This window comes from Streptomyces sp. SudanB52_2052 (assembly GCF_964272415.1).
In the GTDB taxonomy this organism is placed as follows: domain Bacteria; phylum Actinomycetota; class Actinomycetes; order Streptomycetales; family Streptomycetaceae; genus Streptomyces; species Streptomyces olindensis.
Genome location: NZ_OZ186796.1, coordinates 3,246,267 through 3,269,216, shown reverse-complemented (window position 1 = coordinate 3,269,216; position 22,950 = coordinate 3,246,267). Strand labels below are relative to the sequence as shown.

The following is a 22,950-nucleotide window of genomic DNA, read 5'->3' as shown; positions in this document are numbered from 1 at the left end:
GGTGAGGCCGACCGCCTCACCGGGACACGGCGTTTCACGCCCCCTGCCGTCAGGCCCCGTGGTACAGGCTGTGCAGGCACGCGATCAGGCTGCGGGCCTGGACGTTGACGTAGTGGCTGTGCCGCAGCAGGTCCGACAGCTGGTGCAGCGTCATCCAGCGGTAGTCGGGGTGGTCGCGGGGCACGTCCTGGTCGGTCTCCACGATCAGGTAGCGGTTCAGCGCGTGGAAGAAACGGCCGCCCTCCTCGGAGAGCACCGTGTCGTACCGGACGCGCTCCGCGGGGGCCCGCAGCACCTCGTCGAGGAAGGGCGGCGTGGTCCCGCCGGGCAGCCGCGCGTGGCTCTCCGCGACGCACTGCACGGTCGGGCCCAGCTCCACCACGTCCGCGAAACCCGGCTCCACGCGCGCGTGCACGAGGACGTGCAGCACCCCCTCGAACCGGCGGACGAGGAAGGCGATGACGCCCTCTCCCACCGGTTCGATCATCGGCTGGCTCCACCGGTGCACCTCGCGGCCGCCGGCGTCCACCCGTACCCCGATGACGTCGAAGAAGGCGCCCGCGTCGTGCCGGATGCGGTCGTCGGTGCGGCTCCAGTCGCGCAGCGCGCCGAGCGCGACCCGGCGGACCGCGATGTCGCTGCCCGTGCGCCGGTCGGTGATCCAGCCGAGGATCTCCCGCGCACTGTGCACACTGGCCGCCCCTGGGTCGCCCGAGCGCAGCAGCGCCGACCGGAAGTCGTCGCCGTCCGGCCGGTCGACGCCCGCACCGGTGAACGGCAGGCACGACAGCACGGTCCGGGCGTCCATGTTGACGGTGTCCCTGCGCCCCAGCAGCTCGTGGATCTGGCCCAGCGTCATCCAGCGGTACCCGTCGAGGGCCTCCACCGGCTCCGCCAGCTCGACGACCACGTTGCGGTTGCGCTTGCGGTAGAACCACGACCCCTGCTCGGACTGCCGCACGTCGGCGAGCACCCCCGGGCGGCTGTGGATGTCCAGGAAGTGCTCCAGGTACGGCACCGGGCGCCCCTGGTGGACCCGCGTGTAGTTGCTGCGGGTCGCCTGGACGGTCGGGGAGAGCTGGAGCCCCTCGGCGTTGCCGGGTTCGACCTTCGCCTGCATCAGGCAGTGCAGCACCCCGTCGACGGGGGCGGTGAGGATGCCCAGGATGCCGATCTCCGGCTGGTTGATGATGGGCTGCGTCCACTGCGGCACCGGCGCGCCCGGGTGGTCGACCTCCAGTCCGTGCACGGTGAAGAACCGGCCCGTGTGGTGGCGCAGATCGCCGGTGTCCGGGTCGGTCTCCCAGCCCTCCAGGTCCTCCAGGGGGACCCGGTCGACATGGGTGTAGGCCCGCCGGCCGTAGTCGGCGAACCAGTCCGTGAAGTCGGAGAGGTCGCCGAGGGGGCCGGTCCGCAGCCGCGCCGAGGCGTCGATCCGCCGCTCGACGGGGTCCCGGGTCGGGGAGTCGGTGGTGAGTGCACGGGAGTCGCTCATGAGACCTCCAGGGGGGTGGTGCCGGCTGCCGCCTCCCACATCGCCCGGACCGAGGCGCCGAGCGGGATCGTGGGCCGCCAGCCGAGCACCTGGGCGGCGAACCGGATGTCCGCGCAGGTCCAGCCGCCGCCCTTGCTGGCGACCTCGGCGGAGTTGAGCCGCGCCGACGAGGCGTCCACGCCGGCCGCGTCGAACAGGGCCTGCACCAGGTCGCGCATCGGCACCGCCTCGCCGCGCCCGATGTTCACGACCAGGCCGGTGACCGGCGCGTGCACCGCGGCGACGGCCGCCCGGGCCAGGTCCCGCACGTCGACGAAGTCCCGCCGGGCGTCGGCGACGTCGAGGCTGAGCTCGTCGCCGGGGCCGAGGGCGCGCAGCCGGGCCACGACGGCGCCGAGGAAGCTGGCCGTCGTGGTGTGCGGCCCGCACACGTTGACCGCGCGCAGCACCACCCCGTCCACCCGGCCCGCCCGGGTCTGGGCCAGCAGGTGCTCGGACCCGGTGCGCTTGGTCAGTCCGTAGGGGGTGAGCGGGCCGGGCTCGCGGTGTTCGTCGATGAGGACGCCGTCCGGCACGGGCCCGTACTCGTGGATCGACCCCAGCTGGACGACCCGCAGCCGCCGGGAGGTCGCGGCACAGCCGTCGACCAGGCGCTCCAGGAGGTCGATGTGGGCCCGGCGCATCTCCTCGACGGTGGTGCCCCAGCCGCCGGTGGCATTGACCACCGCGGTGACGCCGTACCGGTCGAGGAGCGCGGCGAGACGCTCCGGCGCGGTCCCGGCGACGTCGAGGGGGACGAAGGCGTGCGGGCGGGTGTGGGGCGCCGGGTGCCGGGCCACCGCCAGCACCCGGTGACCGGTGCGCGACAGTTCGTCACAGACGCTGCGGCCGACGCACCCCGTGGCGCCGAGCACGGCCACGGTGCCGACGGCCGCCCCGCCCTGCGTGGTGGTGGACATCGCCGTGCTCAGCTCGAGGCGCCGATGCCGGAGGGCTGCCACAGGCGCTCCTCGACCGCCGCGGACTCGGCGTAGTCGGGCAGCAGCCCCTGGGCCCGGGCCGCGGCGAAGGACAGCGCCGCGGCGTCCCGCTCCGACTGCACCGTGTCGAGACCGGCGGGGAGCCGCACGCCCAGCTCCCGGTCGAAGATGTCGACGGCGAGCTCGTTCTCGGCCACGTACGGGCCCGTGAGCAGGTAGGACATGACGGTGTCGTCCTCCAGCGCGACGAAGGCGTGGCCGACGCCGACCGGGAAGTACGAGGCACGGAAGTGGACCTGGTCCATCTCGACCGCGTCCCACTGCATGAAGGTGGGCGAGCCGACCCGCAGGTCGACCACGATGTCGAGGGCCCGGCCGCGCGCGCAGTACACGTACTTCGCGGTACCTGGCGGGGTGACGGTGAAGTGGATGCCGCGGACCGTGCCGCGCCGGGAGATGCTGTGGTTGGTCTGCGCGACCGGGAAGTGCGGCCGCCCCAGCGCCTGCTGGAACGCCTCCAGCTGGAAGGGCGAGACGAACAGCCCGCGGTGGTCGCGGAACTGACGGGGGGTGAACTCGTAGGCACCCTCGACCTTGAGCTTACGGATCTGCATCGCTTTGTTCACCGTCCGGGAGGTAGGGGGGTACGGCAGGGCCGGTGGCCCCGGTGCGGGTGTCTCGCGCCGGTCACCGGCGGCGGTGCTCGGCGGCCAGGCGCTCCAGCGTGGGGACGACCTGCGCGGGGGCGGGAGCGGCGAGCGCCTCGCGCCGCAGGGCCTCGGCGTTGCGCTTGAAGACCGGTTCCTCGAGCAGGCGGACGAGCAGCTCGCGCAGTCCCTTCGCGCTGAGCTTGCCGGGCACGTAGAGCCCGGCCTGGCGCCGTTCCAGGTAGCGGGCCTTGTTGATGGTGTCCCAGACGCCGTCGACGACGATGAGCTGGGGCACGGCGTGGATCATCGCCGTGCCGAAGCTGCCCGACCCGCCGTGGTGGATCACCGCGTCGCAGGTGGGCAGCAGCGCGTCGAGCGGGACGAAGTCGACGGCCCGCACGTTGTCCGGCAGGGTGTCGAAGTCCTTCAGCTGGTTCTCGTTGAGCGTGGCGACGACCTCGACGTCGTCGAGCCCCGCGACGGCCTCCAGCAGGTCGCCGATGGACGCCCGGTCGGCGCCCAGCACCTCGCGGTGCGCCACACCCAGCGTGATGCACACCCGGCGGCCCCGCTTCGGCGGTTCCTGGAGCCACTGCGGCACGGTGGACTGGCCGTTGTACGGCACGTACCGCATCGGCACGTAGTGCAGGTCCAGCGGGAACCGCATGGACGCCGGCAGCGGGCAGACGGTGAAGTCGCCCGTCACCGCGGCCTCCTCGAAGGAGGCGCCGTGCCGCTCCAGGCTCCAGGTGAGCCACTCGCGCAGCGGGTCGTCCCGCAGCTCCGGCGGACGCGCCGCCAGCTGCTCCAGGAAGGTCTCGCGCATCTTGCCCGCCAGGTCCATCCCGAAGAGCAGCCGGCCGTGCGCCGTCCCCGTGGCCATGGCGGCGATGGCGCCCGCGAAGGTCATGGTGTCCCACAGGACCAGGTCGGGCTTCCAGGAGCGGCAGTGCTCCACCAGCTCGTCGACCATCTGGTCGGAGCAGCAGTTCTGGAAGACGACCGAGGTCATGGCCGTGAACACACCGAGTGTGTAGTCCCAGGTGAGCCGCTCCGGGCGGGTCTCGCTCATGTCGAGACCGACCTGTGCCTGGCTCTCCAGCTGGTCGACGTCCTGGCCGATGTTCTCCTGGGTCTCCTGCATCTGCTCGTCGAGATGCAGTTCCTCCCCGACCCCGACGGCGGTCAGCCCGGTACGGGTGATCTCGTCGGCGAGATCGGGGTGACTGGCGATCCTGACGTCGTGGCCCGCCGCCTTGAGGGCCCAGGCGAGTGTGACCTGGGCGTGCATGTGCGACTTGGCGGCGAAGGTGGTGAAGAGTACCCGCATCCCAACCCCTGTTCCGGCGAACGACCCGTATGCGATGGGCCTCCACCCTCGGGCCGTGACCTCGTGCGGGAGTCGAGAGTCGTTGCAGCGGCGCTCGACGCGGGGCGGCCGGACGCGGTCGGTGCCTCCCGCCCTCGCGGAGAACAGCAGGTCGTGTACTACCGTGGGATCAGCCGGCGGGGTCCGGCCGATGCGCGGAGCACCGGATACCGGTCCGTGCCGTGAGGGAGATTCAGCAGGGAGACGATGTCCGCCACGCGATTGCTCGTCCTGGGGGTCGTGCGGATGCACGGCCGGGCGCACGGCTATCTGGTCCGCTCCGAGCTGTTGTCCTGGGGTGCCGACGAATGGGCGCACATCAAGTTCGGCTCGATCTACCACGCGCTCAGGCAGCTGGCCAAGGACGGCCTGCTGAAGTCGACCGACATCCCCGACTGGCCCGGCCGCGTCGACTACGAGATCGCGCCCCCGGGCGAGGAGGAGTTCTTCCGGCTGCTGCGCGACGCGCTGCGCCAGGGGAACAACCGACCGGACATGCTGGGGGCGGCGCTCGTCCTGCTGCCGGCGCTCAGCCGCGAGGAGGCGATCGCCCTGTTGCGGGAGCGCATCGCGTCGCTCTCGGCGGAGCAGGGTGAGCTGATCGCGAAGGTCGACGAGACGGCGGGCGAGCGGCCGCAGCGGGCCCACATCCGCGAACTCCTCGGCCTCTGGGAGCACAGCGCCGCGAGCCAGGCCGCCTGGACCGAGGCACTGATCGAGCGCCTGGAGGCGGGCGCCTACGTCATGGCGGGGGAGGAGAAGGGCGCCTGACGGGCGGGCCCTTCCGGCCGTTGACGGGAGTTCGGTGGATGACCGCGCGCGCCCCGTGATACTCAAGTTTGCATACCCATCGTGCCCGTCCCGAGAGGACGACCGCTGTGCCGATCATGCTGACCTCCGAAGACGTGGACGACGCCTTCGACGACGAGGCCTTCATGGAGGAGCGGTTCTCCGACGTCCAGCGACTGCTCCTCGGCCGTGGGCCGGCGCTCGGCCCCGAGACCCCGGTCCTGCTCCCCGCCACGCACTGCCGGCTGACCGTGGGACCCCACACCTCCGGCCCCTTCGGCCGCTGCTTCGCAGTCCGCCTCGACCCCGGCGCCGACCAGTCCGCCCCGCGCGTGGAACTGCTGCTGGCCGACGACGGATCACTCCTCGGCCTGGTCGACGCCGGCGCCCTGGACGGCTGGCGCAGCGCCATCCCCTCCGGGCTCGCCGCGCGCTACCTCGCCCCGCCGGCCCCCTCCCTGCTCGGCCTCTTCGGCTCCGGCGAACCGGCCTGGTCCTGCCTGCTCGTGCTGCACCACGCGCTGCCCTCGCTCTCCGAGGTGCACGTCGTCGGCCGGGACCCGGCCCAGGCCCGGGACCTCGCGACGGCCGCCGCCCTGCGCACCGGCCTCAGGGTGCGCACGTCCGAGGACGCCCGCGCCACCGCAGCGGGCGCCGACGTCGTCGCCACCACCGGCGGTCACCCGCGCGTCCGCGCCGAATGGCTCGCGGCCGGGGCGCTCCTGATCGACCAGACCGCCACGGCCACCACGGCCACCACGGCGGCCACGGCCGCGCCGACCGCCGCCGGCCCCGCCGTCGGGCAGGTCGGCCTCGTGCCCCCGCGCGGTCCCGCCGTCCGGCAGGTCAGCCTCGTCCCTCCGCGCGGTCCCGCCGAGGACACCCGGCACGAACCCCTGCCCCTCGCCGAGATCGTCGCGGGCCGGGCGCTGCCCCGGCGTAGCGGCTCCGACATCGTCCACTACCAGGGCGCCGAACTGGCCGGCTGGAGCGCCATCGCCGCCGCCGCAGGACTCGGCCACGCCTGGCGGCGGGACGTCGGCACCCCCGTGCGGCTGGGGCGCGGCAGTCCCTGACCCGGGCGCGGGATCCAGTCGTCTTCTAGGGCACCGCGAGGCACGCCACCGAGGGTTTCAGTCCGACCTCGGCGTACGCGTCGCCGGACGCCCGGACGATGAGGAGCACCGATCCCATGTCAGCCGATCAGCCCGGCCCCGCCTCCGGCGGCCCGGCCACCTTCGTCAACAGCTTCACCCTCCGCACCACCCCGGAGGAGTTCGAGGACGTCTTCGCCCGCACGGCACGCTTCATGGAGCGCCAGCCCGGCTTCCTCGGCTACACCCTCGTACGCCACCTGGAACAGCCGCACAGCTACGTCAACATCGCCCGCTGGGCCGACGTCGCCTCCTTCCGCGCCGCGGTCGGCCAGAGCGACTTCCGGCCGCACGCCGAGGCGCTGCGGGCGATCAGCACCAGCAGCTCCAACCTCTACCTGGAGCGGCGCAGCGCCACCGGGGAGGCGCGATGACCCGGCGGGTCGTGATCACCGGCATCGGGGTGGTGGCCCCCGGCGGCATCGGCACCAAGCAGTTCTGGGAGACCGTCACCGGCGGCCGCACCGCGACCCGGACCATCAGCCTGTTCGACCCCGCCCCGTTCCGCTCCCGGATCGCGGCCGAGTGCGACTTCGACGCCGCGGAGCAGGGCCTGAGCCCCGAGGACGTCGAACGGCTCGACCGAGCGGCGCAGTTCGCCCTGGTCGCGCTGCGCGAGGCCGTCACCGACAGCGGCCTGGAGCCCGACCCCGACACCGCCCACCGCACCGGCGTCAGCCTCGGCAGCGCGGTCGGCTGCACCCAGAAACTCGAAGAGGAGTACGTCGCCCTGAGCGGCGGCGGACAGGAGTGGCTCGTCGACCACACCGCCGCCGGCGCGCACCTCTACGACCACTTCGTGCCCAGCTCCATGGCCGCCGAACTCGCCTGGGAGGCCGACGCCGAAGGCCCCTGCACCGTCGTCTCCGCCGGCTGCACCTCCGGCCTCGACTCGGTCGGGCACGCGGCCGCCCTCATCCGCGAGGGCACCGCCGACGTGATGATCGCCGGGGCCACCGACGCCCCCATCTCCCCGATCACCGTGGCCTGCTTCGACGCCATCCGCGCCACCTCGCCCCGCAACGACGACCCGGCGACCGCGCTGCGCCCCTTCGACCGCACCCGCAACGGCTTCGTCCTCGGCGAGGGCGCCGCCGTCCTGGTCCTGGAGGAGCTGACGGCGGCCCGGCGCCGGGGCGCCCACGTGTACGCCGAGATCGCCGGCTACGCCTCCCGGGGCAACGCGTACCACATGACCGGGCTGCGCACCGACGGACGCGAGCTCGCCGCCGCCGTCGACGCCGCCCTCGACGAGGCCCGGCTCGCCCCCGAGGCACTCGGGTACGTCAACGCCCACGGCACCGCCACCAAGCAGAACGACGTGCACGAGACGGCGGCCCTCAAGCGCAGCCTCGGCTCCCACGCCCACCGCGTCCCGGTCAGCTCCATCAAGTCGATGATCGGGCACTCGCTCGGCGCCATCGGCTCCATCGAGGTCGCCGCCACCGCCCTGGCCCTCGAACACGGCGTCATCCCGCCCACCGCCAACCTGACCGACCCCGACCCCGAACTCGACCTGGACTACGTCCCCCTGCACGCCAGGGAGCGGACCATGTCGGCCGCGCTCACCGTGGGCAGCGGCTTCGGCGGCTTCCAGAGCGCGGTGGTGCTGCGCCGGCCCGAGGGGCGGGCCGCATGACCCCCGTCGTGGTCACGGGCATCGGCGTCGTCGCCCCCACCGGCATCGGACTCGACGCCTACTGGGCGGCGACCCTGCGCGGCGACGACGGCATCCGGCGCGTGCAGGCGTTCGACCCCAGCCGCTATCCGACCCGCCGGGCCGGGGAGGTGACCGGGTTCGAGGCGGGCGACCACCTGCCGAGCCGGCTGATCCCGCAGACCGATCGCATGACCCAGTTCGCCCTGGCCGCGGCCGACTGGGCCGTCGCCGACGCCGGCATCGACCTCGACGCGGTGCCGTCGCTGGAACGCGGCGTCGTCACGGCCGGTGCCTCCGGCGGCTTCGGCTTCGGCCAGCGCGAACTCCAGCACCTGTGGGGCGAGTCCCCCAAGAAGGTCAGCGCCTACATGTCCTTCGCCTGGTTCTACGCCGTCAACACCGGCCAGATCTCCATCCGGCACGGCATGAACGGGCCGACCGGCGTCTTCGTCGGCGAGCAGGCCGGCGGCCTGGACGCCCTCGCCCACGCCCGGCGCCAGATCCGCGCGGGGGCCCGGCTGATGATCTCCGGCGGCATGGACTGCTCCCTGTGCCCGTACGGCATGGCCGCCCAGCTGGCCGGCGGACGGCTCACCGCCGACGCCTACCTGCCCTTCGACGACCGGGCCTCCGGTCATCTGCCCGGCGAGGGCGGGGCGTTGCTCACCCTGGAGAGCGCCGAGGGGGCCCGGGCGCGCGGACGCGGTCACTACGGCGAGATCGCCGGGTTCGGCGCCACCTTCGACCCGCGCCCCGGGTCCGGGCGCCCCCCGGCCCTGCGCCGGGCCGTCGAGCAGGCGCTCGCCGACGCCCAAGCCGCGCCGGAGGACATCGCCGTCGTCTTCGCCGACGGTGCCGGCGTGCCCGAACTCGACGCGGCCGAGGCCGCGGCGCTCACCGAGGTCTTCGGCCCGGGAGGAGTCCCGGTCACGGTGCCCAAGACGGCCACCGGCCGGCTCTACTCCGGTGCCGGGCCGCTCGACGTGGTCACCGCCCTGCTGACCCTGCGCGACGGGATCGCCCCGCCCACGGTCAACGTCTCGCGGGTGCCCGACACGTACGGCCTCGACCTCGTCCTCGGACGGCCCCGGCCGGTCTCCGGCACGGCGGCCCTGGTCCTGGCCCGCGGCCACCACGGCTTCAACAGCGCCCTGGTCGTCCGGGCCCCCGCGCCCGGCGACGCCGTCGCGCACCGGCCCGAGGAGAGGACGGCGGCGTGAACGACGGCGCGTTGTACATCAGGGCCACCGGGACGTGGCTGCCCTCGGCCGAACGGGTCGCGGACGCGGTCGCGGACGGGCGCTGCGAGGCCGCCGTCGCCCGCTCCACCCGGATGGAGTCGGTGACGGTCTCCGCGGGCGAGCCCGCCCCCGAGATGGCGGCCCGGGCCGCCCGGACCGCGCTGGAGCGGGCCGCCGCCGAACCGGGCGACATCGACCTGGTGCTGCACGCCAGCTTCTACTACCAGGGCTTCGACCTGTGGGCCCCCGCCTCGTACGTCCAGCGGGCCGCCGTCGGCAACCAGTGCCCGGCGATGGAGATCCGGCAGGTCTCCAACGGCGGCATGGCGGCACTCGACCTGGCCTGGGCCTACCTGGCCGCCGACCCGGCCCGGGTGGCGGCCCTGCTGACCACCGGGGACCGGTTCTGCCCGCCGGGGTTCGACCGGTGGCGCAGCGACCCGGGAACCGTCTACGGCGACGGCGGCACCGCCCTCGTGGTGTCGCGGCACTCCGGGTTCGCCCGGGTCCGCAGCATCGCGACCGTGTCCGCACCCGACCTGGAGGGCATGCACCGCGGCGACGACCCGTTCGGGCCCGCCCCGTTCAGTCACCGCGACGTCGTCGACCTCGACGCGCACAAGCGGGACTTCCTGGCCCGCCACGGCGTGGCGCCGACCGTGGCCCGGGTCGCCGCGGCGCAGGAGGCCGTCGTCAAGCAGGCGCTCGCCGACGCCGGGCTGGGCCTCGCGGACATCGACCGGTTCGTCCTGCCGCACCTGGGTCACCGCCGCCTGCACGTCGCGTACTTCGCGAAGTTCGGCATCGACCCCGCGCGCAGCACCTGGTCCTGGAGCCGGACGATCGGGCACCTGGGCGCCGGAGACCCCTTCGCCGGGCTCGACCACCTGGTCACCGCCGGGGAGCTCGGCCCGGGTGACACGTGCCTGCTCTTCGGCGTCGGCGCCGGCTTCAGCTGGTCCTGCGCCGTTGTCGAGATCCTCGACGCACCTTCCTGGAGGGACCGATGAACGACGTCCGCACGGCAGCGGACGGGCGGGACGGCGGTACGCGCCCGGTCGCCCTGCTGCTGCCCGGCCAGGGAGCACAGCACCCGCGCATGGCAGCGGGCCTCCTGGCCGCCGAGCCCGTCTTCGCGGAGGCGATGGACGAGGCCCTGACCGCCCTGGCGGACGCCGGTGGGCCGGGCGGCCACGGCACCGGCCTGCGCGAGGACTGGCTCGGGTCCCGCGACACCGCGCTGATGGACCACGTCACGCGCTCCCAGCCCCTGCTCTTCGCGGTGGACTACGCCATCGGGCGGCTCGTGCTCGGCTGGGGCGTGCGGCCCGTCGCCCTGCTCGGCCACAGCATCGGCGAGGTGGCGGCCGCGGTCCTCTCCGGCGTCTTCACGCTGCCGGACGCCGCCGCCATGGTGCACGACCGCGTCGCCCGGCTGGCGGACGCGCCGCCCGGCGGGATGGTCGCCGTCGCCGCCACCCGGGAGGAGGTGGCGCCCTTCCTCACCGACGGCGTGGTCGTCGGCGCCGTCAACGCCCCGCGGCAGACGGTCCTGGCCGGACTCGACGGCCCGCTGCGCACCGTCACGGCGGCACTGGCCGACGCCGGGTTCGTGCTCCAGCGCGTACCCGCCTCCACGGCGTTCCACAGCCCCGCCCTCGCCCCGGCGATGCGCGGTGCCGACGAGCGGATCGCCGCCCTGCCCGTCGGCGAGCCCCGGATCCCGGTCATGTCCGGGTACACGGGCCGGTTCCTGACGCCCGCGGAGGCGAAGGACCCGGCCTTCTGGAGCAGGCAGCCGGTGGCGCCGGTGCTGTTCTGGCCCGCCCTCGAGGCCCTCCTCGCCCAGGGCGACCCGGTGCTCGTGGAGGCCGGTCCGGGGCAGGGGCTGTCGCAGCTGGCCCGCCGCCACCCGGCCGTGCGTTCCGGCCGCTCCGCCGTCGTCCCGCTGCTGCCGGCCCGGCCGGGAACCGCCGAGGACGACGTGACCGCCGTACGCGCCGCCGCCGCGGCGCTACGGGAACGCGCCGGCGTACCGGACGCGCGGCCCGTGTAGCGCGTGTCGAGTGCCTTTGTAGGCACGCGGCCTAGCGTCGCCCGTGGCGCTTCGCCCCTTCCTCGTCCGCCGGATCCACGGCCCTCCGCCGGATCCGCGGGCCTCCCTCACCTTGTCAGGACTCTTCTCCCAAGGACGGTGTCATGCTGACCGATCAGACCAACAGCGAGTTGGGCCGGCATCTGCTGACCATCCGAGGCGTCCAGTTCATCTTCGGCGCCCAGGGCGACCCCTTCGCCATGATCCTGCGCGCCGGGGACGACGACCCCCTCGACCACGGGGCGCGCGCCCGCGAACAGGGCCTGCACGAGAGCAGCATCGGCGCGTGGGTCACCGCGCACCGCGAGCTCGGCGCCCGGATCCTCGGCGACGAGCGGTTCTCCCCGCGCCACGCCGAGGAGGGGCCGCAGGCCCACCCGGGTGTCGACGTCTGGGACAACCCCCTGCTGTGCCACGTCGTCCCCCTCGACGACGCCCAGCTCAACCGCGATCCGGCCGACTACCGCGCGCTGGCCCGGGCCGCGGCCCCGCTGCTGTCGGCCGAGGCGCTCGCCGCGCGGCTGCCGGAGATCGAGGCGGCCTACCGCCAGGCGCTCGCCGCGACCGGCGAACGGTTCGACCTGTACCGGGACGTCGCCGTCCCGGCCGCGCTGCGCGTGGTGGCCGACGTGCTCGGCCTGCCCGAGGAGACGCGGCAGCGCCTGCCCGAACTGCACGCGGGTCTCGCCACCGCCCTGGACGCCGGCCACTGCCCGCAGCAACTGGCGGCCGCCCGGGCGCTGTTCACGGCCGTGACGGACCTCTCCACCGAGCTGACCCGCCTGGTCGGCAGCGGCCGCGCCACCGGCCTCGCCGCGCTCGACGGCGTGTCGCCCGAGGACGCGGTCGCCGTCGGGACGCTCGCCGTCGTGGTGGGCGTCGAGGTCACCGCGACCGCCGTGTGCAACGCGGTGCGGGTCCTCCTGGACCACCGCGAGGAGTGGGAGCGGATCGGGCGGGAGCCCGAACGGGCCGGCGCCGCGGTCCGCGAGGCCCTGCGGCTGGCCCCGCCGCTGCGGTTCGAGAGCCGTATCGCGCGCGAGCAGGCCGAGTTCGACGGCAAGACCGTCGAGGAGGGCCGGCGCGTCGTGGTGCTCGTCGACGCGGCCAACCGCGACCCGGAGGCCTTCGCCGACCCGGACGCCTTCGTCCCCGGCCGCGCCGACGGCGACCGGTCGCTCACCCTGCTCGGCGGTCCCGCCGCCCCGGTCACCGAGGCGCTGGTCCGCCTCCAGACGGAAGCCGCGGTGCGCGTCCTCGCCGAGCTGCGGCCCGGCCTGCGCACGGGCGCCGAGGTGCTGCACCGCATGCGCTCGGCGGTGCTGCGCGGCGTCCTGCGCTTCCCGGTCGCATGACCGGACCGACCATCACCAGGGGAGGAGCACCTCGGTGCGTGTACTGCTGACAGCCTTCGCACAGGACGCCCATCTCAACGGCATCGTTCCGCTCGCCTGGGCGCTGCGGACCGCCGGGCACGAGGTCCGGGTGGCCGGCCAGCCGGCCGCGGTCGAGAGCATCACCCGGGCCGGTCTGACGGCCGTGCCGGTGGGCGACGACCACCGGATGGACGCCGTCATCCCCACCGTCGGTCCCGGGATGCTCATGCACCACCTGGACCGCGACTACCTGGAGAACCGCCCGGAGCGGCTGAGCCTCGACTTCCTGCGGGCGTCGAACGCGATGCTGACGGCGACCTTCTACGCGCAGATCAACAACGACTCGATGATCGACGCGCTCGTCGACTACGCCCGGTTCTGGCAGCCGGACCTGGTGCTCTGGGAGCCCTTCACCTTCGCCGGCGCCGTCGCCGCCAAGGCGACCGGGGCCGCCCACGCCCGGCTCCTGGCCTTCCCCGACCTGTTCGCGAACACCCACCTGACGCTGCGCCGGCGGCAGGCGGAACTGCCCGCGGAACTGCGCGACGACCCGCTGGAGGAGTGGCTGGCGTACACCCTCGACCGGCACGGCGCCGCCTTCGACCCCGACGTGGTCACGGGGCAGTGGTCGGTCGACCAGATGCCCCCCGGCGTGCGGATGGAGCTGGGGCTGCCGACGGTGCCCACGCGTTACGTGCCGTACAACGGTCCGGGTCCGGCCGTCGTGCCGGACTGGCTGCGCCGGCCGCCGGAGCGCCGCCGGGTCTGCCTCACCCTCGGGCTCACCATCCGGGACACGGAGTTCCCCAACGCCGTCGACGTCGACGACGTCTTCGCCTCGCTGGCCGACCTGGACGTCGAGGTGGTGGCGACGCTGAGCGAGAAGGAACTCGCCCAGGTGTCGCGGGTGCCGGACAACACGCGGGTGGTCGACCACGTGGCCCTGCTGGCCCTGCTGCCCAGTTGCTCGGCGATCGTCCACCACGGCGGTGCCGGGACGTGGGCGACCGCCGCCGCGTACGGGGTGCCGCAGGTGGCGCTCGGCTGGATGTGGGACGCGATCTACCGGGCGCAGCGGGTGGAGGAGCTGGGGGCGGGGCTGCACCTGCACTCCGAGGGCCTGACCGTCGAGGTCCTGCGCGACAAGCTCGTGCGGGTGCTCGACGACCCCTCGTTCACGGAAGGCGCCCGACGGCTGCGCCTGGCCATGCTGTCGGCGCCGAGCCCCAACGAAGTGGTGCCCACACTCGAGAAACTGACGGCACGTCACCGCCCGGTGGCCGCGGCCCGCTGACTGAGACGAGGACGGGAGAACCGTGAACATCCTGGTGACCGGTGCGGCCGGCTTCATCGGCTCGCACTTCGTCAGAACGCTGCTGAGCGGCGGGTACCCCGGGCACGAGGACGACCGGGTGACCGTCCTGGACAAGCTCACCTACGCGGGGACGCTGAACAACCTGCCGGCGCACCACCCGCGGCTGACCTTCGTGCACGGCGACATCTGCGACACCACCCTGCTGGACAAGGTGTTCCCGGGCCACGAGGCGGTCGTCCACTTCGCCGCGGAGTCGCACGTCGACCGCTCGGTGGCGGGCGCCGAGGCCTTCGTCCGCACCAACGTGCTCGGCACGCAGGCCCTGCTCGAAGCGGCGCTGCGGCACGCGATCGGCGTCTTCGTCCAGGTCTCCACGGACGAGACGTACGGTTCCATCGCCGAGGGGCGCTGGACGGAGGACGAGCCGCTGCTGCCCAACTCGCCCTACGCGGCGTCCAAGGCGTCGGCCGACCTCATCGCCCGGTCGTACTGGCGCACCCACGGCCTCGACGTGCGCATCACCCGCTGCGCCAACAACTACGGCCCCGGCCAGCACCCCGAGAAGCTGGTCCCGCTGTTCGTCACCCGGCTCCTCGACGGGCAGCCGGTCCCGCTGTACGGGGACGGCTCGAACCTGCGCGAGTGGCTGCACGTGGACGACCACTGCCACGCGGTGCGGCTGGTGCTGGACCGGGGCCGGCCGGGGGAGGTCTACAACGTCGGCGGCGGCACCCACCTGACCAACAAGGAGATGACCGGCCGCCTCCTCGCACTCTGCGGACGCGACTGGGACCTCGTGCGGCGGGTGGAGGACCGCAAGGGGCACGACTTCCGGTACGCCGTGGACGACTCCAAGATCCGCCGCGAACTGGGCTACGCGCCCCGCTGGTCGCTCGAGGACGGGCTGCGCGAGACGGTCGAGTGGTACGCCGCCCACCGTGACCACTGGGACGCCCGGGAGGAAGGCGCCGACGAGGGGTACTAAAACTTGAATATCCGGGCCGCCCTCCTCTATGCTCGCCGGGTACACAAATTTGAGCACCCGAAAGAAGGGGCGGGCATGGGCGGCGCCGACCTGGCGATCCAGACCGAAGCTCTGAAGAAGAAATACGGCGACAAGGAGGCCCTCGCGGGACTCGACCTGGAGGTACCCCGAGGTGTCGTCTACGGGCTCCTCGGCCCGAACGGTGCCGGAAAGACCACCGCGGTCCGCATCCTCTCCACCCTGCTGAAGTACGACGAGGGAACAGCCCGGGTCGCCGGCTACGACGTCGCCACCCAGTCGGCCCAGGTCCGCTACAGCATCGGACTCCTCGGCCAGCACGCCGCGGTGGACGAGGACCTGAGCGGCCGTCAGAACCTCGTGATGTTCGGGCGCTTATACCACATCGGTAAACGCAACGCCCAGGCCCGGGCCGACGAACTGCTGGAGCGCTTCGGCCTCACCGAGGCCGCCGGCAAGCCGGCCAAGCAGTACTCCGGCGGTATGCGCCGGCGGCTCGACCTCGCCGCCAGCCTCATCCTGGCCCCGTCCGTGCTGTTCCTCGACGAGCCCACCACCGGGCTCGACCCGCGGGGCCGCAACGACGTCTGGGAGTCCGTCCGAGGCCTGATCGCCGAGGGCCGCACGGTCCTGCTGACCACCCAGTACCTGGAGGAGGCCGACCAGCTCGCCGACCGCATCGCCCTGATCGACAACGGCAGGGTCGTCGAGTCCGGCACCCCGGACCAGCTCAAGAACAAGATCGGCGGGGACCGGATCGACGTCGTCCTCCGCCGCGCCCACGACCTCGAACGCGCCACCCACACGATCGGCACCCTGCTGCGTTCCGAGCCCGAGACGGACGCCGACAACCGGCGCATCAGCGTCGTCGTCGACAACCGGGTCGCCGCCCTCACCGCCGTCGCCCGCGAACTCGACGACGCCGGCATCGAGGCCGAGGACATCGCCCTGCGCAGGCCCACTCTCGACGAGGTGTTCCTGAACCTGACCGGCAACGGGGCGGCCACGTCCGCCGAGCAGAGCCTCAAGGAGGTCGCCCAGTCATGACCGCGATCATCGCGCCCGAACTGCCCAGGAACCCGCTGGCCAAACTGGGCTGGGTCCTCGCGGACTCCTGGACGCTCACGCTCCGCGGACTGTCCCACTGGGCCCGCAACCCCACCCAGATCCTGGCCGGCCTCGCCTTCCCGATCCTGATGGTGCTGCTGTTCGGCGGCATCTTCGGCAGCGGCATGCAGGTCGAGGGCGGCGGGGACTACATGGACTTCCTGATGCCCGGCATGTTCGTCATGTCGATGGCCTTCGGCATCGGCGAGACCATGGCCGGCGTCACCGCCGACGCCTCCAAGGGCGTCACCGACCGGTTCCGCTCCATGCCCATGTCCGCCGCCTCCGTGGTCATCGGGCAGAGCATCGTCAACATGCTCTACAGCACCGTGGTCCTGATGATCCTCATGGGCTGCGGGGTCATCGCCGGATGGAGCTGGAACGACGGGTTCATGCAGGCGCTCGGCGCCTTCGCGCTCCTGCTCCTGCTGCGCTTCGCCCTGCTCTGGGTCGGCATCTACCTCGGCCTGATCATCAAGACCCCGGAGGCCGCCTCCGCCGTCTACACCCTGCTGTTCCCGCTCGGCATCGTCGCCAACACCTTCGCCTCCCCGGAGATGATGCCGGGCTGGCTGGCGGCCATCGCCGAGTGGAACCCGCTGTCGTCCACCGCCCACGCCACCCGTGAGCTGTTCGGCAACCCCGGAGTGGGCGGCACCTCCTGGATCGCCGAGCACGCGATGCTCATGTCCTTCGTCTGGCCGCTCGCGATCTTCGCGGTGTTCTTCCCGCTGGCCGTCCGCAAGTACCGGGCCCTGAGCAGGTAAGGGCCCCTGTACCGGGGTGTGAGCCGGCTAATCCCCCGGGTCGGCTCACACCCCCTCAGCCTGCCCGCCTCCCGGCGGGCGATCCGTCGAGCGGAGCGCGAGGACCCCACGATGCGACGTCGACCGCGTCCGGAGCGGACGAACCTAGCGTGCACGGCATGACCGTCTTCGACATCGCCATCGCGGACCTGAACGGCAAGCCCGACCTGCTGTCCCGCCACCGCGGCCGGACCCTGCTCATCGTCAACGTCGCCTCCCGCTGCGCCCTGGCCGGCCAGTACGCCGGGTTGGAGACACTCGCCCGCCGCCACCACGAGGACGGGCTCAGCGTCATCGGGGTGCCCTGCAACCAGTTCGGCGAGCAGGAACCGGGCACCCCCGAGGAGATCGCCGACTTCTGCGCCGTCCAGCAGATCACGTTCCCCCTCACCGAGAAGACCGACGTCAACGGAGCGGGCCGCCACCCCCTCTACGCCGCCCTGACGCCCTTCGCCGACGCGGAGGGCCACACCGGCGACGTGCGCTGGAACTTCGAGAAGTTCCTCGTCTCGTCCGCCGGCCACTGCGTGGGGCGCTTCGGCCCCACCGTCGAACCGCAGGACCCCGAACTCCTGCGCGCCGTCCGCGCGCAGGTGCAGTGAGCTCGACGCGTCACACCGCCTCGACGACTCACCCGACGCAGAGAGGATGATTCGTGAACCAGACGCCGGTCACCGCAACCGACGAGGGCATTCAGGTCGTCGGTGCCCGAGAGAACAACCTGAGGGACGTCTCCCTCGTCATCCCCAAGAACCGCATCACCGTCTTCGTCGGCGTCTCCGGTTCCGGAAAGTCCTCCCTGGTCTTCGACACCGTCGCCGTGGAGGCCCAGCGGCAGCTCAACGCCACCTTCCCCTGGAACATCCGGCACGACCTGCCCAAGTTCGAACGGCCGCACGTCGACGCGGTCACCAGGCTCACCACCCCCGTGGTCGTCGACCAGCGGCCCCTCGGCGGCAACGCCCGCTCCACCGTCGGCACGGTCACCGACGTCTACACCGTGATGCGCGTGCTCTTCGCCAACCACGGCAACGACGGCCTCGGCCAGACCTGGCTCTACTCCTTCAACGACCCCAAGGGCATGTGCCCCGAGTGCGAGGGCCTCGGCCGCGCCCGGCGCGTCAGCCCCGAGCTGATGATCGACCGCGGGAAGTCGATCGCCGAGGGCGCCATCCTCCTCCCCGGCTACACCGTCGGCAGCGCGAACTGGCAGTTCTACGCCAACTACGAGCGCCTGGACGCCGAGAAGAAGCTCGCGGACTACACGGACGAGGAGATGCACACCCTGCTGCACGGCAGCAGCGGCACGGTCGAGGTGACCTACCCCAACGGCAACGTGTTGTCCCTGCGCTACGAGGGCCTGGTGGACAGCTTCGTCCGCCGCCACCTGAAGCGGGACACGGGCGGCATGAGCAAGGCCGCGCGCGACAAGGCGGCCGAGTTCTTCACCGAGGGCGTCTGCCCCACCTGCGAGGGCGCCCGGCTCAACCAGAAGGCACTCGCCACCCGCATCGACGGCCACAACATCGCCGACTGGTCCCAGATGCAGGTCAGCGACCTCATCGGCGTCGTCGCCACGCTGCGGGAGCGGCTCGACACGCCGCTCGTCACCACCATCATCGAGACCCTGGAGCAGATCCAGGCCATCGGCCTCGGCTACCTCACCCTGGACCGCTCCACCTCCACGCTCTCCGGCGGCGAGGGCCAGCGGCTCAAGCTCGTCAACCACCTCGGCAGCGAACTGACCGGGCTGACCTACATCTTCGACGAACCCAGCGTGGGCCTGCACCCCCGTGACGTCAGCCGGCTCAACGACCTGCTGCGTGCCCTGCGCGACAAGGGCAACACGGTCCTCGTCGTGGAGCACGACCCGGACGTCATGGCGGTCGCCGACCACGTCGTCGAGATCGGCCCCCGGGCGGGCGTCCACGGCGGCACCATCGTCTTCGAGGGCTCCCACGAGGAACTGCGCGCCGCGGACACACTGACCGGGCAGGGGCTGCGGCGCACCGGCGGGATCAAGGAGAACCCCCGCCCGTGGGGCCGCACCCTGCCGATCGTGAACGCGACGGCGAACAACCTGAAGAACGTCTCCACCGAGATCCCCACCGGCGTCCTGACCGCCGTCACCGGAGTGGCCGGCGCGGGCAAGAGCTCCCTGATCGCCCACGCCTTCCGCGCCCAGTACCCCGGGGCCGTGTTCGTCGACCAGTCGCCCATCCCGCGCTCCTCGCGGTCCACCCCGGCGAGCTACCTCAAGCTGATGGACCCGATCCGCAAGCTGTTCGCCAAGGCCAGCGGCGAGGACGCCAGCCTCTTCAGCTTCAACTCCAAGGGCGCCTGCGAGGAGTGCGAGGGGCGCGGCCTGCTCATCACCGAGGTCGCCTACATGGACCCGGTCACCACGCACTGCGAGGTCTGCGAGGGCCGCCGCTTCAAGGAGTCGGTGCTCCAGCACCGGGTGCGCGGCAAGAACATCGCGGACGTGCTGGAGATGTCCGCCGAGGAGGCGGGGGAGTTCTTCCTCTCGGGACCGCTGCGGGCCAAGGCCAACGCCCTGATCGAGACCGGCATCGGCTACCTCGGCCTCGGCCAGTCCCTGGCCACCCTGTCCGGCGGTGAGCGCCAGCGGCTCAAGCTCGCCGACCGGCTCTCCGGCTCGGGCACCGTCTACATCCTCGACGAGCCGACCACCGGCCTCCACCTGTCCGACATCGACAACCTCGTCGGCCTGCTCAACCGGATCGTCGACCGGGGCAACACCGTCATCGTCATCGAGCACGACCTGGCCGTGATCTCCCAGGCCGACTGGGTCATCGACCTCGGTCCGGAGGGCGGCAACACCGGCGGCGAGATCGTCTTCACGGGCACCCCGGCCGACCTGGCCCGGGCGGCGCACTCACACACCGGGCAGCACCTGAGCCTCTACCTGGCCCAGTAGGACGCCCCAGGCGGCGGACGGCGGACCGGCCCGGACGGGGCGGCCGCCGTCCGCCGCACGCGCGTCCCGCCAACGCCCTCCGCCTGTCATGGCCGCCGGCTGTCACCAAATGCCTTGGACAGACAACTGCCCGAAGGGCAAGGGTGGTTGACGCACCAGCAAGAAGGCGCGGCACGACACGGCACCACGACACGACACGGCATCACGACACGAGGAGCGGTCATGGACAAGGTCTGGCTGATCACGGGCGCGAGCAGTGGTTTCGGGAGGGCGATCGCCGAGGCCGCCCTCGCCGCGGGCGATGTCGTGGTGGGCGCGGCCCGCCGCCCCGAGGCGCTGGACGACCTGGTCGCCGCCCACCCCGGCCGGGTGGAGGCACTGCGCCTGGACGTCGCCGACACGGGCGCCGCCGCGGCCGCGGTACGGGACGTCGTGGCGCGGCACGGGCGGATCGACGTCCTGGTCAACAACGCGGGCCGGACGCACGTCGGGGCGTTGGAGGAGACCACCGAGGAGGAGTTGCGGGCTCTGTTCGAGGTGCATGTCTTCGGCCCGGCCGCCCTCACCCGGGCCGTGCTGCCGCACATGCGCGAGCGGCGCTCGGGCGCGATCGTGCAGATGAGCAGCATGGGCGGCCAGCTGTCCTTCGCGGGCTTCTCGGCGTACAGCGCCACGAAGTTCGCCCTGGAGGGCATGTCCGAGGGGCTCGCGGACGAGGTGGCCGAGTTCGGGATCAAGGTGCTGATCGTCGAGCCGGGCGCCTTCCGCACCGGCCTGTTCGAGACCGGGCGGGTCGGCGCCAGCCAGGACAGCGGCGTGTACGGCAAGGTGAGCGAGACCCGCGGCCTGGTCGCGGGCGGCGACGGCACGCAGCCGGGCGACCCGGCCAAGGCCGCGGCCCTGATCCTCGCCGCGCTGGAGGCCGACCCCACGCCCCTGCGCCTGCCGCTCGGCGACGACGGCGTCAGCGCGGTGCTCGGGCATCTGGACCGGGTGCGGGACGAGGTGCTGGCCTGGGAGAAGCGGAGCCGGAGCACGGGCTTCGACGACTGACGACCCGTCACAAGGGTCCTGCCGGTCCGTGCAGGGCCCTTGTGCAATTCCTGTGGAGGCCTCAATCTTTCGGCTGACGCACAGGAGTCATCCCCTGGTTGGCATGGTCATGACTCTCGGCCGTGACTCCCGGGTGCTCCCACGGGCGTGCACCACACCCCACAGCGCACCACCGATTGAGGAGGACCCCTCAGATGGCAGTGATGCGTACTCCCCACAGACCCACCCGGCGAAGACTGGCCGCGCTCGGCGCGACGGCCACCGCGGCGCTCGTCGCGAGCCTCGTCTCCGCCCTCCCCGCCGGCGCGGCACCGGCCGCCGCCGAAGGACGCGTCCAGTACGAGGGCGCCGCGAACGCCGTCGCCGACAGCTACATCGTCACCCTGAAGACCGAGAAGGCCGGCTCCGCCGCGGGCCGCGCCCTCGCGCACAAGTACGGCGCCGACATCGAGCGCACGTACACCAAGGCCCTGAACGGCTACGAGGTCGAGGCCTCCGCGTCCGAGGCGAAACGTCTCGCCGCCGACCCGGCCATCGCCTCCGTCGTGCAGAACCGGACGTTCTCCATCACCGCGACGCAGCCCAGCCCGCCCTCCTGGGGCCTGGACCGCATCGACCAGAAGAACCTGCCGCTGAACAGCTCCTACACCTACCCCGACTCGGCGGGCGAGGGCGTCACGGCGTACGTCATCGACACCGGCGTCCGCATCACGCACGGCGACTTCGGAGGTCGCGCCTCCTACGGCTACGACGCCGTCGACAACGACAACACCGCCCAGGACGGCCACGGCCACGGCACGCACGTCGCCGGCACGGTCGCCGGGAACGCCTACGGCGTCGCCAAGAAGGCCAAGGTCGTCGGCGTCCGCGTGCTGAACAACTCCGGCCAGGGCACCACCGCGCAGGTCGTCGCCGGCATCGACTGGGTCGCGCGGAACGCGGTCAAGCCCGCCGTCGCCAACATGTCCCTCGGTGGCCCCGGCGACACGGCCATCGACACGGCCGTCCGCAACGCCATCACCTCCGGCGTCACCTTCGTGGTCGCGGCCGGCAACGAGTCCACCAACGCCTCCACCCGGTCCCCGGCCCGCGTCACCGAGGCCGTCACGGTCGGCGCGACGACGTCGAGCGACGCGAAGGCGAGCTACTCCAACTACGGCTCCGTCCTGGACCTGTTCGCCCCCGGCTCGTCCATCACCTCGGCCTGGAGCACGAGCGACTCCGCGACCAACACCATCTCCGGCACCTCCATGGCGAGCCCGCACGTCGCCGGCGCCGCCGCCCTGCACCTGGCCGCCAACCCCACGGCCACGCCCGCGCAGGTCTCCGCCGCGCTGACGTCCGCCGCGACCACCGGCGTCGTCACCAGCCCCGGCAGCGGCTCGCCCAACCGGCTCCTGAACGTCGGCGGCGGTACGACCACCCCGCCCGGCCCGCGCTTCGAGAACACCGCCGACCAGGCCATCGCCGACAACGCCACCGCCGAGTCCCCGGTGACGGTCTCCGGCGTCTCCGGCAACGCCCCCTCGGCCCTGGCCGTCGAGGTGCACATCGTCCACACCTACATCGGTGACCTCCAGGTCCAGCTGATCGCCCCCGACGGCACGGCGTACACGCTGAAGGCGTACGGCACCGGCGGCAGCGCCGACAACATCGACACCACCTACACCGTGAACGCCTCCTCGGAGACCGCGAACGGCACGTGGAAGCTCCGGGTCAGCGACAACGCGAACTTCGACACCGGGCGGATCGACGCCTGGGCACTCCAGTTCTGAGCCGGGAAGCCGACTGATCTGACCGGCAGCCAGGCGTCCTCGCCCTCGCGGCAGGGCCCCGGGTCCCCGACCCGGCCCGCCACGAGGGCGAGTTCGTCTCTCCCGGGGTTCTCGCGCATCCGGGTCCACTACGGGATGGTT

The 22,950-nt window shown here is 72.8% G+C and carries 20 protein-coding genes; 16 read left to right on the top strand and 4 right to left on the bottom strand.

The window, feature by feature from the left end; all coding sequences use genetic code 11:
- Positions 1–49: 49 nt before the first annotated feature.
- From ACSUPV_RS14235 to ACSUPV_RS14220, 4 genes are all read right to left on the bottom strand, one after another.
- A complete protein-coding gene (locus ACSUPV_RS14235) occupies positions 50–1,495 on the bottom strand; it encodes an NDP-hexose 2,3-dehydratase family protein (protein WP_051648283.1) in 1,446 nt (481 codons plus the stop codon).
- On the bottom strand, positions 1,492–2,496 hold the full coding sequence (locus ACSUPV_RS14230) for an NAD-dependent epimerase/dehydratase family protein (RefSeq protein ID WP_031119636.1): 1,005 nt from the start codon (positions 2,494–2,496) through the stop codon (positions 1,492–1,494). The genes ACSUPV_RS14235 and ACSUPV_RS14230 overlap by 4 nt, the downstream gene beginning before the upstream one ends.
- On the bottom strand, positions 2,463–3,089 hold the full coding sequence (locus ACSUPV_RS14225; RefSeq protein WP_031119635.1) for a dTDP-4-dehydrorhamnose 3,5-epimerase family protein: 627 nt from the start codon (positions 3,087–3,089) through the stop codon (positions 2,463–2,465). Before ACSUPV_RS14225 ends, ACSUPV_RS14230 begins: the two co-directional genes overlap by 34 nt.
- A gap of 73 nt (positions 3,090–3,162) precedes the next feature.
- Positions 3,163–4,455, bottom strand: coding sequence for an activator-dependent family glycosyltransferase (locus ACSUPV_RS14220; RefSeq protein WP_031119634.1), 1,293 nt, complete (start codon positions 4,453–4,455; stop codon positions 3,163–3,165).
- A gap of 246 nt (positions 4,456–4,701) precedes the next feature.
- Here ACSUPV_RS14220 and ACSUPV_RS14215 point away from each other — a divergent pair, with 246 nt between their 5' ends.
- The 16 genes from ACSUPV_RS14215 to ACSUPV_RS14140 all read left to right on the top strand — a co-directional run bounded on the left by ACSUPV_RS14215 (position 4,702) and on the right by ACSUPV_RS14140 (position 22,809).
- Positions 4,702–5,265 (top strand): PadR family transcriptional regulator, encoded by a 564-nt coding sequence (locus ACSUPV_RS14215; RefSeq protein ID WP_031119633.1) that lies wholly within the window; start codon positions 4,702–4,704, stop codon positions 5,263–5,265.
- Between the two features lie 116 nt (positions 5,266–5,381).
- Complete coding sequence (locus ACSUPV_RS14210) at positions 5,382–6,359, top strand: hypothetical protein (protein ID WP_436947603.1); 978 nt, start codon at positions 5,382–5,384, stop codon at positions 6,357–6,359.
- A gap of 116 nt (positions 6,360–6,475) precedes the next feature.
- On the top strand, positions 6,476–6,811 hold the full coding sequence (locus ACSUPV_RS14205) for an antibiotic biosynthesis monooxygenase family protein (protein WP_031119631.1): 336 nt from the start codon (positions 6,476–6,478) through the stop codon (positions 6,809–6,811).
- On the top strand, positions 6,808–8,076 hold the full coding sequence (locus ACSUPV_RS14200; protein ID WP_436947602.1) for a beta-ketoacyl-[acyl-carrier-protein] synthase family protein: 1,269 nt from the start codon (positions 6,808–6,810) through the stop codon (positions 8,074–8,076). Before ACSUPV_RS14205 ends, ACSUPV_RS14200 begins: the two co-directional genes overlap by 4 nt.
- Positions 8,073–9,317 (top strand): ketosynthase chain-length factor, encoded by a 1,245-nt coding sequence (locus tag ACSUPV_RS14195; RefSeq protein WP_436947601.1) that lies wholly within the window; start codon positions 8,073–8,075, stop codon positions 9,315–9,317. The genes ACSUPV_RS14200 and ACSUPV_RS14195 overlap by 4 nt, the downstream gene beginning before the upstream one ends.
- Positions 9,314–10,348 carry a ketoacyl-ACP synthase III family protein gene (locus ACSUPV_RS14190; RefSeq protein ID WP_436947599.1) on the top strand — a complete coding sequence of 345 codons (1,035 nt, stop codon included), beginning with the start codon at positions 9,314–9,316 and terminating at the stop codon, positions 10,346–10,348. The genes ACSUPV_RS14195 and ACSUPV_RS14190 overlap by 4 nt, the downstream gene beginning before the upstream one ends.
- The gene (locus ACSUPV_RS14185; protein ID WP_382612595.1) at positions 10,345–11,394 is read left to right on the top strand and encodes an acyltransferase domain-containing protein; all 1,050 of its coding nucleotides are present in this window, start codon (positions 10,345–10,347) and stop codon (positions 11,392–11,394) included. The genes ACSUPV_RS14190 and ACSUPV_RS14185 overlap by 4 nt, the downstream gene beginning before the upstream one ends.
- A 143-nt stretch (positions 11,395–11,537) precedes the next feature.
- Positions 11,538–12,788 (top strand): cytochrome P450 family protein, encoded by a 1,251-nt coding sequence (locus tag ACSUPV_RS14180; protein ID WP_436947598.1) that lies wholly within the window; start codon positions 11,538–11,540, stop codon positions 12,786–12,788.
- Between the two features lie 34 nt (positions 12,789–12,822).
- On the top strand, positions 12,823–14,103 hold the full coding sequence (locus tag ACSUPV_RS14175) for an activator-dependent family glycosyltransferase (RefSeq protein ID WP_359792692.1): 1,281 nt from the start codon (positions 12,823–12,825) through the stop codon (positions 14,101–14,103).
- 22 nt (positions 14,104–14,125) lie between these two features.
- Positions 14,126–15,109, top strand: a complete 984-nt coding sequence (gene rfbB / locus ACSUPV_RS14170) for a dTDP-glucose 4,6-dehydratase (protein WP_359792695.1) — start codon at positions 14,126–14,128, stop codon at positions 15,107–15,109.
- A gap of 75 nt (positions 15,110–15,184) precedes the next feature.
- Positions 15,185–16,174, top strand: coding sequence for a daunorubicin resistance protein DrrA family ABC transporter ATP-binding protein (locus tag ACSUPV_RS14165; protein ID WP_031119622.1), 990 nt, complete (start codon positions 15,185–15,187; stop codon positions 16,172–16,174).
- Positions 16,171–17,001: an ABC transporter permease gene (locus tag ACSUPV_RS14160; RefSeq protein ID WP_037757733.1), complete on the top strand. Its 831-nt coding sequence runs from the start codon at positions 16,171–16,173 to the stop codon at positions 16,999–17,001. Before ACSUPV_RS14165 ends, ACSUPV_RS14160 begins: the two co-directional genes overlap by 4 nt.
- Before the next feature lie 158 nt (positions 17,002–17,159).
- Positions 17,160–17,642, top strand: coding sequence for a glutathione peroxidase (locus ACSUPV_RS14155; RefSeq protein ID WP_037757871.1), 483 nt, complete (start codon positions 17,160–17,162; stop codon positions 17,640–17,642).
- Positions 17,643–17,695: 53 nt separating this feature from the next.
- Positions 17,696–19,981: an ATP-binding cassette domain-containing protein gene (locus ACSUPV_RS14150; RefSeq protein WP_031119619.1), complete on the top strand. Its 2,286-nt coding sequence runs from the start codon at positions 17,696–17,698 to the stop codon at positions 19,979–19,981.
- A 222-nt stretch (positions 19,982–20,203) separates the two neighbouring features.
- The gene (locus ACSUPV_RS14145) at positions 20,204–21,034 is read left to right on the top strand and encodes an oxidoreductase (protein WP_436947595.1); all 831 of its coding nucleotides are present in this window, start codon (positions 20,204–20,206) and stop codon (positions 21,032–21,034) included.
- Positions 21,035–21,228: 194 nt separating this feature from the next.
- Positions 21,229–22,809: a S8 family peptidase gene (locus ACSUPV_RS14140; protein WP_436947594.1), complete on the top strand. Its 1,581-nt coding sequence runs from the start codon at positions 21,229–21,231 to the stop codon at positions 22,807–22,809.
- Positions 22,810–22,950: the final 141 nt, after the last annotated feature.

Coding starts and splice junctions, on each gene's coding strand:
- ACSUPV_RS14235 (WP_051648283.1), bottom strand. CDS start 1,495: ATGAGCGACTCCCGTGCACTCACCACCGACTCCCCGACCCGGGACCCC.
- ACSUPV_RS14225 (WP_031119635.1), bottom strand. CDS start 3,089: ATGCAGATCCGTAAGCTCAAGGTCGAGGGTGCCTACGAGTTCACCCCC.
- ACSUPV_RS14220 (WP_031119634.1), bottom strand. CDS start 4,455: ATGCGGGTACTCTTCACCACCTTCGCCGCCAAGTCGCACATGCACGCC.
- ACSUPV_RS14215 (WP_031119633.1), top strand. CDS start 4,702: ATGTCCGCCACGCGATTGCTCGTCCTGGGGGTCGTGCGGATGCACGGC.
- ACSUPV_RS14210 (WP_436947603.1), top strand. CDS start 5,382: ATGCTGACCTCCGAAGACGTGGACGACGCCTTCGACGACGAGGCCTTC.
- ACSUPV_RS14205 (WP_031119631.1), top strand. CDS start 6,476: ATGTCAGCCGATCAGCCCGGCCCCGCCTCCGGCGGCCCGGCCACCTTC.
- ACSUPV_RS14200 (WP_436947602.1), top strand. CDS start 6,808: ATGACCCGGCGGGTCGTGATCACCGGCATCGGGGTGGTGGCCCCCGGC.
- ACSUPV_RS14195 (WP_436947601.1), top strand. CDS start 8,073: ATGACCCCCGTCGTGGTCACGGGCATCGGCGTCGTCGCCCCCACCGGC.
- ACSUPV_RS14185 (WP_382612595.1), top strand. CDS start 10,345: ATGAACGACGTCCGCACGGCAGCGGACGGGCGGGACGGCGGTACGCGC.
- ACSUPV_RS14180 (WP_436947598.1), top strand. CDS start 11,538: ATGCTGACCGATCAGACCAACAGCGAGTTGGGCCGGCATCTGCTGACC.
- ACSUPV_RS14165 (WP_031119622.1), top strand. CDS start 15,185: ATGGGCGGCGCCGACCTGGCGATCCAGACCGAAGCTCTGAAGAAGAAA.
- ACSUPV_RS14160 (WP_037757733.1), top strand. CDS start 16,171: ATGACCGCGATCATCGCGCCCGAACTGCCCAGGAACCCGCTGGCCAAA.
- ACSUPV_RS14155 (WP_037757871.1), top strand. CDS start 17,160: ATGACCGTCTTCGACATCGCCATCGCGGACCTGAACGGCAAGCCCGAC.
- ACSUPV_RS14145 (WP_436947595.1), top strand. CDS start 20,204: ATGGACAAGGTCTGGCTGATCACGGGCGCGAGCAGTGGTTTCGGGAGG.
- ACSUPV_RS14140 (WP_436947594.1), top strand. CDS start 21,229: ATGGCAGTGATGCGTACTCCCCACAGACCCACCCGGCGAAGACTGGCC.